The following is a 14,925-nucleotide window of genomic DNA, read 5'->3' as shown; positions in this document are numbered from 1 at the left end:
AAGTGACTGATTTTAATTAACGTTACCACAGTTCACTGTAGGCGGAAGTAATATTCAGTTATAAGGTAAGAGATTTTACTTATCAAAGGAAACGTTTTAATATTCGATCAATTCTAGAAAAAGTCAGTTTCTTCATCATTTTTCTAGGTTTTTCTGGGTATTGTCGTTCTTCATCAAGCATACTCGCATCGGTGATTTTTCGGGTATTTTTCAAGATATTATCAAGTTCTTGGCTGATAGTTTTCATCATCACTTTTTGGTGATCTTGCAATAAAATCGCATTTTCTAAATCAAGATTCCACGCTCTAGGATTCATGTTACTGCCGGTAAGTAAATGATATTTATCATCAACAATCATACCTTTAGCATGAAAAGAATGATCGCCATCTTGCCACACATGTATGTTTAACTTCCCTTGACTGATATCTTCTTGATATTTTTTAACAAAACGACGTAATAATTTTTCATATAAATACGGGATAATTCCAATCGTTGAAAAGGCATTTTCATCGGCAATAAAAAAGTCATTCGCGACTTTATCACCTACGATAATCTTAATTGACACCCCACGTTGCATTGCGAGCGTAATAGCTTTAATCATCTTTTTAGGTAAATTAAAATAAGGCGTAATTAACACTACAGAACGGCTACTCTCATTTAATAGCGATAATGATAAATCGTTTAAGGCGTTATGCTTTTTGCCACATCCAAGAATAGGCGTTACCGAAAGTTCAGCTTCTTTTGATTGCTTTGGAAGTTGATATTGAGCATGACGTAGCATTGAAAAAGTACGCTGACTTAACTGTTTTAATTGTGATTTATCAACGACTGTTGAGTCTAACAACGAGCTTGCTAGTCCTTTACCGATTAATTTTGTGAGTAGTAAATCACACATACTATCAGCTAAAGCTTTGCTCTTTATTTGATAATAACGATCTAAGCGATACTGGGAATGCTGATGTAAGTAAACATTATTAATGCTTGCTCCACTATAAAGCACCATATCATCAAAAAACATGCCTTTAAGGTGCATTACTCCCATGATCTCGCGCGTTTTAACTCGTATACCGTAAAAGGCAATATCAACGTCATATTTGCGGCATAAAGCTTGGTAACTAACAACATTGCCAGCAGCTGTTTTATCACCAATCCGCCCTCTGCGAGCACGGTGGTCATCTACAATAACAGAAATAGATAAAGTAGGATTTTTTTGTTTGGCTGCAACGAGTTGCATCAAAACAGCTTGACCTGCTTGATCATTTTCAAGGTATAACGCTGAAATAACAATACGATTTTTCGCTTGAGCAATTAAGTTATTAAACACCCCAGCAAACGCTTTAGCCGACGGAATAACATTAATATCTTGCTGTTGAAGTTCAATCGCATTAATTTGCATAAAATCTGTTGGCCACTAGGTAATATTCAATGTGTGGAGTGTATTAATCTAACATGGCCAACGCAAGTATTAGCGGCTGCTCCTCAACTCACAGGTAAACAATGATGGTGTAAGCAGCGAAAATAATCACTGCTTTACATTATACGGTGATAGCAAGTGTTAGCGCTTGACGAATTGCCCGCTTGGCATCAAGTTCGGCTGCAACATCAGCACCGCCAATAAGGTGGGTAGTGATGCTGGCGTTTTTCAGTCCATCATATAACTGCCTTTGTGGTTCTTGTCCTGCACAAACAATCACATTATCTACATCCAGAATTTTTGCTTGTCCCTCATGCGTAATATGTAGACCTTGGTCAGTAATTTTTTCATACGACACTCCGTTGTACATTTTAACACCATTATTTTTTAATGTTGCTCGATGGATCCAACCCGTGGTTTTACCAAGACCCGCACCAACCTTAGAGGTTTTACGCTGTAATAGATAAATTTCTTTCTCAGTACGTTGATGAGCAGCATTTGATAACAATGCGCCTGCCTGATTATATTGTTTATCAACACCCCAGTTTTTCATCCAAGCATCTGCGTCATTCGACAAGCTATGTTGTTCTGCTAAGTAACAGCCAACATCAAAGCCAATACCACCCGCCCCAATAATGGCAACTTTATTTCCAACAGGCATTTTTTCTTTTATGACCTGTAAATAATTAAGCACTTTAGGATGATCTGCCCCCTCTATAGACAAGTTTCTAGGAGTAATACCGGTGGCTAAAATCACTTCGTCAAATCCTTGTTTGGCGATGCTGTCAACCGATTGTTGCTCACCTAACACTAATGCAACATTATGCTTTTCCAACTGTACTTTAAAATAACGCAATGTTTCATAAAACTCTTCTTTGCCGGGGATTTGTTTGGCGACATTAAATTGGCCACCTATTTCATCAGCCTGATCAAATAATGTAACCTGGTGACCTTTTTGCGATGCATAAACGCTAAATGCCAAACCTGCTGGCCCTGCACCAATAACGGCTAATTTTTTAACTGTTTGTGCCTTTGTAAGCACAAGTTCTGTTTCATAGCACGCCTGCGGATTCACTAAACAAGAAGCGCGCTGTTGCTTAAATACATGATCTAAACACGCTTGATTACAAGCAATGCAGGTATTTATATGATCACTATGATTAGCCGCCGCCTTGTTTACAAACTCTGCATCAGCTAAAAATGGTCGCGCCATAGAAACCATATCAGCCTGCCCTTCTGCAAGCACTTTTTCTGCGACTTCGGGCGTATTTATACGGTTAGTTGTCACTAACGGTAGGGAAACCTCTTGTTTCATTTTTTCCGTGATCCAAGTAAAAGCGGCTCTTGGTACTGAAGTTGAAATAGTAGGAATACGCGCTTCGTGCCAACCAATACCCGTATTTATGATGGTTGCACCTGCTTTTTCTATGGCTTTAGCCATCGTCACTACGTCTTGCCATTCATTTCCACCTTCGACAAAGTCCAGCATAGATAAACGAAATATAATGATAAATTTTTCACCCACTTTTGCTCGAACTGCTTTAACAATTTCACAGGCTAATCGCATACGATTTTCAATTGAGCCGCCCCATTCATCTGAGCGATTATTGGTACGTACACAACTAAATTGATTAATTAAATAACCTTCTGATCCCATAATTTCAACGCCATCATAACCAGCCTTGGCAGCTAACTTTGCAGAATGCGCGAAATCTTTAATGGTTGATTTAATTTGTCTAACTGACATTTTGCTTGGCGTGAACGGATTTATTGGCGCTTTGAGTTTACTCGCTGAAACACTAAATGGGTGATAAGCATAACGTCCGGCATGTAAAAGTTGTAAACATATTTTAGTCGGATATTTATGTACAGCTTCCGTTACTTTTTTATGCTTATTTACCTGCCAGAAATAACTTAATTGGCAGCCAAAAGGGGCAAGTCGCCCTCGAATATTAGGGCTGATACCACCAGTGACAATTAAGCCCACACCACCCTTTGCACGCTCTTGATAAAAAGCAGCTAACTTATCAAAGCCGTTTTTTTCTTCCTCTAAGCCGGTATGCATCGACCCCATCAGTACACGATTCGACAATGTCGTAAAACCAAGATCTAAGGGTTGAAAAATATGTGGAAAAGGGGATTTTTTTGGCATGATGCATCTCTTAAAGGTCTAACCAGTTGTTATAAGGTAGTAGTTGTTCGATTAAATTTCAAGCTTTATTTTGACACCTGTCAGATGGTTTCTTTGTAATCACAAAAAAGGGCTAACAACGCGTTAGCCCTTTTTAACATACAGTCTCGTTTAATAGAGGAAATATTTTAATACCCTAAAATTTAAAGGTATAGCTCACACCTAGCACATCAGTATCATCAAACTGTTGATAGCTCGCTTCAATCGCTGACTGCTGATTAAACTGATATCCAATACCACCGCCATAACCAAACTCCCATTCATCATCAGAAACTGACTCACCAACAGCTGATGCAGAAAGTTTTGCATTACCGTAACTAGGCATTAAATACGCATACACTTGCTCATTAAGGGCAAACTGTACTTTTACATCGATAGCAACAAAGCGATCTAATTCAATATCTATCGTTGTATTGGCATAGCGAACACTATCATCTTGAATGCCTATGCCGTATCGTAAACCTGTGATCAAAGAGAACTTTTCTACTTTATGTGCGTTATAAGCGACTTCACCTACTAACGCCCCAAGACTGATGTCTTCATTTGATAAATTTGCATAGCCAACGCCGCCAGACCATTCAGCGGAAGCGGTAAAAGCACATAATGAGAATAATGAGGCTAATGTTATTTTTTTCATGGAATATCCTTTATAATTGATTCTTCCCTTTGCAAACAAAATGTCTACTCAAAAGGACGCGCATTTTAGTGCCCAAAGCATGGAAAACAATAAAAAAACTAACATTATTTTTACAAGTCACGTTATCGGCTAATAAGTGAACTACACGGTTTTCCTATGGATATCTCTCAGAAAAAAACAGTTAAGCAAGCATTATTAGTTCAATTAGCGAATGCTTTAGAAGCAGCAAAGCAGGCAGCAAAAAACGCCCATCTGGCAGCCATTGACGATCAATCAGTGGCTGAAACTCAATATGATACCTTAGCAATAGAAGCAAGTTACCTAGCTGAGGGGCACTCTCGTCGCGTAAACGAACTATCGTTAGCCATTAACCAAGTATCAAATTTGATCATTGAACCACATCACACGATAGCAATGGCGTCTTTAATACAGCTTTCAAGCCAAAAGCATTACTACTTCATTAGTCCAGCTGGAGGAGGCTTAACAGTTAAGGCACCCAATCAAACAACGATTATTATTACGCCTAAATCTCCAATTGGTGCGGCTTTAATAGGCAAAGAAGAAGGAGATGAAGTGATTGTAGGTATTGGCGGAAACAACATGCATGATGAAATTATCAGCATAGTGTAATGACCATTATTCAATCACTCACCAAAGAACTACCGTGATTATTCACTAGCCGCAGCAAAGGTTAAGCTGCCATTTCCAACAATAACGGTAAATTCATTTTGTAAAAAATTTTCTGCTGTTGGGCAATTGTTTACTTGTGCTTTTAATTGCAGCTTTCCTGCGATTAAATGCCGATAAATTCCTGAACCGTTAACAAAATTGATATGCTCAATACCTGCTAAAGGTACACCGTTACTACAGTATGCATCACCTTGTTCAGGTATTAAATAATCGCCATGTGAATATAGTGTGCCTGATTTATCTTGGTTAACCAGTGTATGATTTAATGTGTGAGTTGACATATTCATCACACCAGTAAATTCGCCTTTGATCACTAATCGTTTTCGGATGCGCTTTTTGTCTTCTTTCGAAAGGTCTTTCCAACCTTCACGGACAAGCACCAACTTATACTTGCCAACCTGTCGAGGAGACTCCCCCATGGTTAAGCGGCTAACTTCTCTTGACGTGCTATGGCCTGATACAGCAAGGTACGTACCTTCTAAGACACCCGTAAGTCTATCAGCTAAAGCTGAAAACGAACTGAAAGTAATACAAAAAAGGCAGGTAATAAATAAAGATTTATAGGACATGACAGCTCCTTGTTTTATTAATGTTATTCTGCTTCCTATTTGCAGTTACCTAACCGTACTGGATAACGAAAAATAAAACAAGAGAGAATATTACAATAGAATTAAACGCTTTATTCATTAACTGGTGGTTTCAACAATAATTTTATCTGCGCCAAATCTGCGATTTTATCGTCAACTTTCAAGTAAGCTACTGATTCAGTATGCACTAAGGTAGCTTCAATAACCCCCGGGGAAACCACCAACTGACTAACAACATCATTCGCTTGTTGCTCGTTGTTAATAGTGGTAGCAAAACTATAGCTTTTTGACTTTTTAAGTGGCTTCATACCCGTAGCTGCAATAAACCATAATAGCCCGAAACAAGCCATGACTAAGAAAATCATCGCTTCACCAAATGTTGATGCAATTGCGCCACCTAAAAAGCCGCCAGCAAAAGCTCCAAAAAACTGGCTACTTGAATATACGCCCATCACACTACCTTTTTGACCTGCTGGAGCAAGACGAGATAACAGCGAAGGCATGGTCGCTTCTAAATAGTTAAAGGCAGTAAAAAATAACACCACGAGAATCGTTAAAACTAATAATGTTGAAGGTAAATACCAAAAAAACAGTAACGATGCACTTAACAATAGAACCGCACTCGCAAACATCTGTTTTTCTTTTTGCTTTCTAATGGCAAAGATCATAAACGGTACCATTAAAAAGAACGAACCAAGTAGCGCCGGTAAATACAATTGCCAATGATCTTCTAACATCAACCCTGCTTGCACAAATTGTTTTGGTAACGTAACAAAACACGCAGTAAGTGCCATGTGCAAAATAAACACACCAAGGCTTAATCGAAATAACTGAGGTTCACGTATGAGCTTGCCTAGTTGCGCGGGTAAAGCAACATTATCTCCACGAGGCGCTTTGTTAACGGAAAACGGGACAATAAATTGGATCATCATCATGGCCGCAATTGTCAAAAAAGCAATAAACCAAAATAGCCCAGACAAACCAAAAGATTCTGCCACAATAGGCCCTACAATCATCGCAGCGGTAAAAGATAAACCAATAAACATGCCGATGGTGGCCATTACTTTAGGGCGCTGCTCTTCGCGAGTTAGATCAGCCGCTAGCGCGAGCACAGCGCTGGCAATTGCGCCCATACCTTGAAGTGCCCGACCTAATACAACGCCATATATGGTCTCTGACATAGCAGCCACAATACTACCCAGTAAAAACACCATCAAACCACCCAGTATCACTGGCTTTCGGCCATACTTATCTGACAGCATGCCCATCGGTATTTGTAATAACGCTTGTGTTAAGCCATATGCACCTATCGCCAGTCCAATCCAAATTGGACTAAAACCGACTAACTGTTCACCATAAATTGCAAAAACAGGCAGGATCATAAAAAGGCCCAACATACGCAAGCCAAACACAGCAGCTAATGAAAATGCCGCTTTTTTCTCGATCTGATTTAATCCTGAGTGACCCATATTTACAACAAACTACCTGACTAGATAACGAAAACCGCGCTAGTTTACCACGGCTATTCACGTAACAAAAATGGATATTATTAATGCAGTTCACCTGCAACTTATGCCATAATGTTTGGCTGCGATTTACTGTTGGAACATTATGAGAAAAATAGAAGTTCGTGGTGCACGTACCCATAATTTGAAGAATATCAGTTTAGATCTACCCAGAGATAAACTTATCGTCATTACAGGCCTTTCAGGCTCTGGTAAGTCATCATTAGCCTTTGACACTTTATACGCTGAAGGTCAGCGCCGCTATGTTGAGTCACTATCAGCCTATGCTCGTCAGTTTCTCTCGTTGATGGAAAAGCCCGATGTTGATCATATTGAAGGTTTATCGCCTGCAATATCCATAGAACAAAAATCAACCTCGCACAATCCACGTTCAACAGTAGGTACTATTACTGAAATATACGATTATCTACGGTTACTTTTCGCCCGGGTAGGTGATCCTCGTTGTCCCACCCATCACCAACCATTGTCGGCACAAACCGTTTCGCAAATGGTAGACAAGGTACTGGCATTAGAAGAAGGTACCAAGGTAATGGTACTCGCCCCTGTTTTACAAAACAGAAAAGGTGAACACGTTAAGTTACTAGATAACCTAGCTGCACAAGGCTATATTCGTGCTCGTATTGATGGTGAGGTTTGCGATTTATCTGATCCACCCACGTTAGAATTACATAAAAAACATACCATTGAAGTTGTTGTTGACCGATTAAAAGTACGTGAAGACATTCAATTACGTCTGTCTGAATCATTTGAAACAGCGCTAGGGCTAACGGCTGGCACAGCTAAGGTCGCCTTTATGGATGAGCCTGACAAAGAAGAGCTGTTATTTTCTGCCAATTTTGCTTGTCCACATTGTGGCTATAGCATGCAAGAATTAGAACCTAGACTTTTTTCATTCAATAACCCTGCCGGTGCTTGTCAAACCTGTGACGGTTTAGGCACGCAACAATTCTTTGATGCTAACCGCGTTATAACCAACCCTGAATTAAGTTTATCAGGCGGTGCAATTAGAGGCTGGGACAAACGAAACTTCTATTATTTTCAGATGCTACAAGCACTTGCTGAACACTATAAGTTTGCAGTAGACGCACCTTTTCAGTCTCTCAGCAAAAAGCACCAAGATATCGTGCTTCGCGGCAGTGGCACAGAACAAATTGAATTTAAGTACATGAACGATCGCGGTGATATTGTCATTAGAAAACACCCGTTTGAGGGTATTCTTAATAATATGGATCGTCGATATCGTGAAACTGAATCTAATGCAGTTCGAGAAGAATTAACGAAATACTTAAACAGTCAACATTGTCCAGATTGTGATGGTTCACGCTTACGCTTAGAAGCAAGAAACGTATTTATCGACAATACGCCACTGCATCACATTACTGAAAAATCAACCGCTGATGCATTGGCTTTTTTCCAAGGATTACAATTAACAGGTCAAAAAGGACAAATTGCTGAAAAAATTCTTAAAGAAATTAATGATCGTTTAGGGTTTCTCGTCAATGTAGGCTTAAATTATTTAAACCTTTCTCGCAGTGCAGACACGTTATCGGGCGGTGAAGCACAACGAATTCGCTTAGCTAGCCAAATAGGTGCGGGTTTAATGGGTGTAATGTATGTGCTTGACGAACCTTCAATCGGGCTACATCAACGTGATAACGAACGCTTATTAGGCACGCTTATTCACCTACGTGATCTTGGCAATACAGTCATTGTCGTTGAGCACGATGAAGACGCAATCCGCGCAGCTGATCATGTCATTGATATTGGCCCAGGAGCTGGTGTACACGGTGGTAATATTATCGCTTCTGGTACGGTAGATGATATTTTAGCCAGTGAAGACTCATTAACAGGTAAATATCTTTCTGGAAAAGAGAAAATAGCTATTCCTCAAAAGCGAACTCCTTTTGATAAAACACAAGTTGTATCATTGCTTGGTGCTAGTGGTAATAACTTAAAAAATGTTGATCTTACTATTCCTATTGGCTTGATGACGTGTGTTACCGGTGTTTCGGGGTCAGGTAAATCGACTTTGATCAACGATACGTTATACAAATTAGCCCATACGGCATTAAACGGAGCCACCACTTCTGAGCCCTCACCTTATCAATCAATTAATGGTTTAGAATTATTGGATAAAGTGATTGATATTGACCAAAGCCCAATCGGTCGTACACCTCGCTCAAATCCTGCTACCTATACCGGTATTTTTACCAATGTGCGTGATATCTTCGCTGGCACTCAAGAAGCACGTTCACGCGGTTATAAGCCAGGTAGGTTTAGCTTTAACGTTAAGGGTGGTCGTTGTGAAGCCTGCCAAGGTGACGGCGTAATAAAAGTGGAAATGCATTTCTTACCTGATGTTTATGTACCTTGCGATGTTTGTAAAGGTAAACGCTATAACCGTGAAACGTTAGAAGTAAAATACAAAGGTATGAATATACACGAAGTGCTCGACATGACCATTGAAGATGCCTTTGAATTTTTCTCTGCTATTCCTGCAGTTAAACGCAAATTGCAAACATTAATGGATGTTGGTTTAAGCTATATTAAATTAGGCCAATCAGCCACGACACTTTCAGGCGGTGAAGCCCAACGGGTTAAACTTTCGAAAGAATTATCTAAGCGTGATACTGGCAAAACACTATATATCTTAGATGAACCTACCACTGGTTTACATTTTCACGATATTAAACAGTTGCTCGAAGTAATACACCGCTTACGTGATCACGGTAATACCATTGTAGTCATTGAGCATAACCTTGATGTGGTTAAAACCGCAGATTGGATTGTCGATCTTGGTCCAGAAGGTGGTTCAGGTGGCGGTGAAATACTTACTGCAGGAACGCCAGAAGATGTCGCTAAACATAAAACATCACATACCGCACGCTTTCTAAAGCAACTTGTTTAGCGCTCGTCTCGCTAACTTTAAAATAGATGATGTTCATTGATATCAATGAACATCATCCACTTAAGCGAGCCTTGCTCGCTTAAATTTAATACTTTTGTAAGTCGATTACGATCTTTACAGTCACGTTAGCAAAATTACAACATCATACTGTCGTAAATAATCCGATGTTTATCGCATCTAACTAATCTACTAATCCAAGCTTAGATAGAATACTATCAATAAAACTCACAGATAAATAACCATTAATAACAAGGACATTTCATGCCAACTAAACTCACTAAATTAGCTTTTAGCCTATCATTATTAGGCGCTTCTGCCGTAGCAAGTGCAGAATCTTTTACTTTTGAAACAACAGTTAAACAATCAACTGATACGTTAGTTGTATTTCATGCTAAAGATTCTGCAACCAGTTCTTTTCAAGCCTTCAATTCAAAAACAAATGGTCAACTAGAAAAGGCGATAGCTGCAGCTGACTTTTCAGGTGACTACGGCTCAATGGTTGAAATTTTAGCGCCCAATAACCTGGATTACCAACGTGTTATTGTTGTTGGCACTGGCGATAAAGCCTTATCTAAAGATAAAGCAACCAAACTTGGTGGAAATCTATCAGGTAAGTTAGAACAAAAACACATCAAGAACATCACGGTTGCAGCAGATAATGTAGGTGAAAACAATGCAGAAACTGCCGCGCTTATTGCCCATGGTATCAGCCTTAGAGCTTACCGTTTTGACGAGTACCGAAAAGAAAAACGCCAAGAAAAATCTTTTTACTTTGACGTAGATAACGGTAGTGACACAGCAAAAGCATATAAGCCATTAAACAATATTGAATCAGGGGTATTTTTGGCTCGTGATTTAACGAGTGAAACTGCAACAGAATTAACGCCTGTAGATTTCGTAAAAGAAGCGAAAAAACTTAAAAAATTAGGGGTAAAAGTGACAGTGCTTGACCCTAAAGAGATTAAAAAGCTTGGTATGGGTGCCTTGGAAGCAGTAGGCCGCGGAAGTATTGATGGTTCTCGTTTAGTTATCGCACATTATAAGAACAGCAGCGATGCACCAATTGCTATAGCCGGTAAAGGTATCACCTTTGATTCGGGCGGTTATAACATAAAAACTCACAGCTCTATTGCACATATGAAAGTTGATATGGCTGGTGCTGCTGCAGCCCTAGGTACGGTAAAAGCACTAGCATTAAATGAAGAAAAAGTTAACGTTGTAGCCATTATGGCAATGGCAGCCAATATGGTTTCTGAAAATTCAGTAGCGCCTGGCGATGTTTTACGTACTGCTGAAGGTCTAACGGTAGAGATCACGAATACTGATGCGGAAGGCCGTTTAGTACTTTCTGATGCTCTGTGGTATGCACGTGAGAAATATAACCCAAGCATTTTGGTTGATTTAGCAACATTAACAGGTTCCAAGGTTCGTGCTGTCGGTAATGATTATGCAGCGGTTTTTTCTGAAGACGATGAATTAGTTAAACAACTCACCTTTGCTGGCAAACAAGTCAATGAAAACTTATGGCGCTTGCCGCTAGGCTATGGCGATATGTTAAAAAGTAATATTGCTGATTTAAGAAATACAGGCACAGGTGGCCCCGGAGCAACAACTGCTGCTACTTTCTTACAACACTTCACCGGTGATGTAAAATGGGCACATATTGATATTGCAGGTAACGCGTTAGCCTCATCTAATAAAGGTGAAGTACCAAAAGGCGGTACAGGCTATGGTGTACGTTTATTGTCTGAATGGATTTTAAACAACAAGGATTAAAGGGCTCAGGTACAATTAAAGTTATATGGATTAAGGGGTCAGGTACAATTAAAGCGTCAATTGTACCTGACCCCTTAAATTCTCAAAGAGCACTTCGGTGCTCTTTTTTTCCGTTAAAAAAAATATAATATAGTTGTCGGGAAATGATTAAGATAATCGTCTTATAGTTGAGAGCAATCACTTCGCTCTTTAATTACAATACTTAAGGAGAAGATAATGCAATACCTATGTTTAATTTTCGAATCTGAAGCACTCGCAGCTCAACGTGATGAACAAGCCGAGGCAGCTTTAATCGAAGAGTACGGAAAGTTTACCGATGACATCGAAGCTACAGGAAATCATATTGGTGGTGAAGCCTTAATGCCATCAGAAACGGCAACAACCGTTAGAGTGCGTAATGGCGAAACCTTAACAACTGACGGACCATTTGCTGAGACTAAAGAGCAGCTAGGCGGCTATTATCTTATTGAAGCAGCAACATTAGATGAGGCTATTAGCATTGCAGCTAAAATTCCTTCGGCTAAGGATGGTTGTGTAGAAGTAAGGCCAGTCATGAAGTTTGAATAATGCAATCGTTCGAATCAGTTATTAGAACAACTTACGGGACCGCATTTGCGGTCCTCAACAAACGCTTCCATGATATTCAACAAGTTGAAGACGCATTACAGCATGCTTGTATGAAAGCCTTTGAGAGGAGTCAAACAGAAAATATTTTCAATGCCAAAGCTTGGCTTATTAAAGTCGCAACTAATCATATTCTCGATGAAGTAAAAAAGCATAAACCTGACTATTTTGAACATCTTGATAAAGCCGATCCTATCGAAACGGCATACCAATATGATGACGCAACTTTAGGGCTAATATTTACCTGCTGCCACCCAAGCATTTCACAGGAGAATCAACTAGCGCTCTGTTTAAAATGGGTTATGGGTTTTGACAACACAAGCATAGCAAGAGCTTTATTAGTTAGTGACAAAACATTAGAGCAACGCATTACGCGCACTAAACGTAAACTTAGAGCAAATAGTATTGATTTCAGCTTACCCACTCAATCGCATTTACCGATACGATTAAATGCTGTCATTAAAGTATTATATTTAATGTTTAATGAGGGCTACTTTGGTAGTTCAGGGCGTATATTGGTATCAAATGCACTATGTAAGCAAGCAATCTACCTAATGAGACTCATTTGCAGAACCTACAGGGGTAATGCTTCAAGTCTTGCCTTATTAGCACTTATGTTATTCATTCAGGCAAGAGCACCTGCGAGAGCAACAGAAAAGATCACTCTTTTAGAAAATCAAGATCGTTCTAAATGGGATCATCCCATGGTTGAGGAAGCAGATGTTTTACTACAAAAATCTTTGAAACTTGGCCGACCTACTTCTTACCATATACAAGCAGCTATTGCAGGTTTGCACAGTCAGGCTTCACATTATCAAGCGACTGATTGGCAACAAATTATTCTTCTTTACGATAAATTATTGTCTTATGAATATTCACCCGTTGCGATTTTAAATCAATCTGTTGCATTGATGCAGGTAGGTAGCTGGGACAAAGCGGAAGATAAACTCCTTTCAATACAAGAAAACCTTAGAAACTACGCACCTTACTATATTGCTTTAGGGTATTTATACAAACACACCCATCGGTTAAAAGCAGCGACTCATTCTTTAAAAACCGCACATTCACTTAGTAAAAATGCCTCTGAAAAAGAGCACCTACAAGAGCAACTTCAACGTTTAAGATAAATGAGATAAAAGGGGTCAGGTACAATTTAAGCGTTAATTGTACCTGACCCCTTAAATTATTCAGAGCCCTTCGATGCTCTTTTTTTCAGGCAAGTAATAAGTACGAAAGATTTAGTTGACAAAATAGTTACTGGGTGTGTAGGTTATAAATTGTACGCAAAGTTAAAGTTATAAAAACGTGGTATTAGTTCAACTATAAACATTCACCTTAAACCGATAAATTTTTTAAATACAAGTTTGATTGTACATGTATTTATAAAGCACTTAAATGTAAAGGCATGTAACTTAAAAGCTTAACCAGCTACTAATAAAACTAAAAGGATTTAATTATGAAACGATTATCTACACTACTATTGATTTTTTTGTTTAGTTTTAACTCAGCGCAGGCTGATCATATTAAAGTGCCGATGCAAGAACTTAATAATATTTATGAATTACAAGAAAGCGGAAAAAACCGTAGCTTCCCTGCGTTATTCATTTACGACACGCAAAATGAACGTTATTTAACACAACAAGAAGTACTTAATTACTTAACAATTGCCACAAAAATCGAATTTACCGAGGAACTTTTAGCAACCATTAGGCATTATGCAAAGCTCGTCATCAAGCCAAATATTTCGATTGAGCAAATAACAAAGGTCACAAACGTTATTCAATTTGACACACCTTATGTGGCTTTTTATCACAATGTAACTAATGACATGTGGCAACGCGCCGATGAGGGAGATAAGTATATTCAAGGACAATCCAGATTATTAGAAATACTAGAATCTGCAAATAACATTCAAGTGTATACTTTCATGTAATTAATAATTAAAGAGGCCTGGTACAATTTAATTGCAAGGTTAATTGTACCTGACCCCTTTTATCTTTTACGACTCTCAGCTTCGTCGCAGAGCTCCTCACCCTCGCTTACTTAAATTGGTCAACTGTGACCAATTTCTACACGTGCTCGGTCTTCACGCCGTTCGGTGGTCTTAAAAAAAAAGGCCGCTTACGCGACCTTTCTTTAGATGTTCGGTGTGAACTAGATATCGATATTAGTCGATGATCTTAGATACAACACCAGCACCTACTGTACGACTCTCAGCTTCGTCGCAGAGCTCCTCACCCTCACTCACTAAAAATAGTCCACTAGGACTATTTTCTTTACCTGTTCGGTCTTCACGGAACACCGCTCAGCTGCCAGAACTTAAATGTAAAAAGGGTCGCAATTGCGACCCTTTTCTTTAATTAGCTTGGCTAATCAAAAATTAATCGATAATTTTTGATACTACGCCTGCGCCAACAGTTCTGCCACCTTCACGGATTGCGAAGCGTAAACCTTCGTCCATCGCGATTGGGTTGATTAGCTCTACAACAAACTTCAAGTTGTCGCCTGGCATTACCATTTCTACACCTTCAGGTAACTCTACTGCACCTGTGATGTCTGTCGTACGGAAGTA

11 protein-coding genes and 1 pseudogene are annotated in these 14,925 nt (G+C 39.2%); 6 read left to right on the top strand and 6 right to left on the bottom strand.

Annotation, left to right across the window (positions count from 1 at the left end; all coding sequences use genetic code 11):
- Nucleotides 1-82: 82 nt before the first annotated feature.
- The 3 genes from pssA to Q4489_RS14090 form a co-directional block, all read right to left on the bottom strand.
- On the bottom strand, nt 83-1,396 hold the full coding sequence (pssA, locus tag Q4489_RS14100; protein WP_303481381.1) for a CDP-diacylglycerol--serine O-phosphatidyltransferase: 1,314 nt from the start codon (nt 1,394-1,396) through the stop codon (nt 83-85).
- Between the two features lie 139 nt (nt 1,397-1,535).
- Nucleotides 1,536-3,566 carry an FAD-dependent oxidoreductase gene (locus Q4489_RS14095; RefSeq protein WP_303481379.1) on the bottom strand — a complete coding sequence of 677 codons (2,031 nt, stop codon included), beginning with the start codon at nt 3,564-3,566 and terminating at the stop codon, nt 1,536-1,538.
- A gap of 175 nt (nt 3,567-3,741) precedes the next feature.
- Nucleotides 3,742-4,242: an outer membrane beta-barrel protein gene (locus tag Q4489_RS14090; RefSeq protein WP_303481378.1), complete on the bottom strand. Its 501-nt coding sequence runs from the start codon at nt 4,240-4,242 to the stop codon at nt 3,742-3,744.
- A gap of 156 nt (nt 4,243-4,398) precedes the next feature.
- Between Q4489_RS14090 and Q4489_RS14085 the strand changes: the two genes are divergently transcribed.
- Nucleotides 4,399-4,872 (top strand): GreA/GreB family elongation factor, encoded by a 474-nt coding sequence (locus Q4489_RS14085; protein WP_303481376.1) that lies wholly within the window; start codon nt 4,399-4,401, stop codon nt 4,870-4,872.
- A gap of 38 nt (nt 4,873-4,910) precedes the next feature.
- On the opposite strand, the gene Q4489_RS14080 is transcribed toward Q4489_RS14085, so the two are convergent.
- The gene (locus Q4489_RS14080) at nt 4,911-5,501 is read right to left on the bottom strand and encodes a hypothetical protein (protein ID WP_303481374.1); all 591 of its coding nucleotides are present in this window, start codon (nt 5,499-5,501) and stop codon (nt 4,911-4,913) included.
- A 110-nt stretch (nt 5,502-5,611) separates the two neighbouring features.
- Nucleotides 5,612-6,988, bottom strand: coding sequence for an MFS transporter (locus tag Q4489_RS14075; RefSeq protein ID WP_303481373.1), 1,377 nt, complete (start codon nt 6,986-6,988; stop codon nt 5,612-5,614).
- Between the two features lie 142 nt (nt 6,989-7,130).
- Here Q4489_RS14075 and uvrA point away from each other — a divergent pair, with 142 nt between their 5' ends.
- The 5 genes from uvrA (at nt 7,131) to Q4489_RS14050 (ending at nt 14,286) form a co-directional block, all read left to right on the top strand.
- Nucleotides 7,131-9,953 (top strand): excinuclease ABC subunit UvrA, encoded by a 2,823-nt coding sequence (gene uvrA, locus Q4489_RS14070; RefSeq protein WP_303481372.1) that lies wholly within the window; start codon nt 7,131-7,133, stop codon nt 9,951-9,953.
- Nucleotides 9,954-10,214: 261 nt separating this feature from the next.
- Complete coding sequence (locus Q4489_RS14065; RefSeq protein WP_303481370.1) at nt 10,215-11,729, top strand: leucyl aminopeptidase; 1,515 nt, start codon at nt 10,215-10,217, stop codon at nt 11,727-11,729.
- A gap of 216 nt (nt 11,730-11,945) precedes the next feature.
- Nucleotides 11,946-12,296 (top strand): YciI family protein, encoded by a 351-nt coding sequence (locus tag Q4489_RS14060; protein ID WP_303481369.1) that lies wholly within the window; start codon nt 11,946-11,948, stop codon nt 12,294-12,296.
- Entirely contained in the window at nt 12,296-13,480 is a 1,185-nt protein-coding gene (locus Q4489_RS14055) for an RNA polymerase sigma factor (RefSeq protein WP_303481368.1), read from the top strand. Before Q4489_RS14060 ends, Q4489_RS14055 begins: the two co-directional genes overlap by 1 nt.
- A gap of 329 nt (nt 13,481-13,809) precedes the next feature.
- The gene (locus Q4489_RS14050; RefSeq protein ID WP_303481366.1) at nt 13,810-14,286 is read left to right on the top strand and encodes a hypothetical protein; all 477 of its coding nucleotides are present in this window, start codon (nt 13,810-13,812) and stop codon (nt 14,284-14,286) included.
- A gap of 447 nt (nt 14,287-14,733) precedes the next feature.
- On the opposite strand, the pseudogene tuf reads toward Q4489_RS14050, so the two are convergent.
- A pseudogene (gene tuf / locus Q4489_RS14045) lies at nt 14,734-14,925 on the bottom strand (elongation factor Tu); the annotation flags it as partial.

The organism is Thalassotalea sp. 1_MG-2023 (genome assembly GCF_030546745.1).
Classification (GTDB): Bacteria; Pseudomonadota; Gammaproteobacteria; order Enterobacterales; family Alteromonadaceae; genus Thalassotalea_C.
Note: the sequence above shows the minus strand (reverse complement) of the source record. Positions and strands in the feature narration are given on the sequence as shown.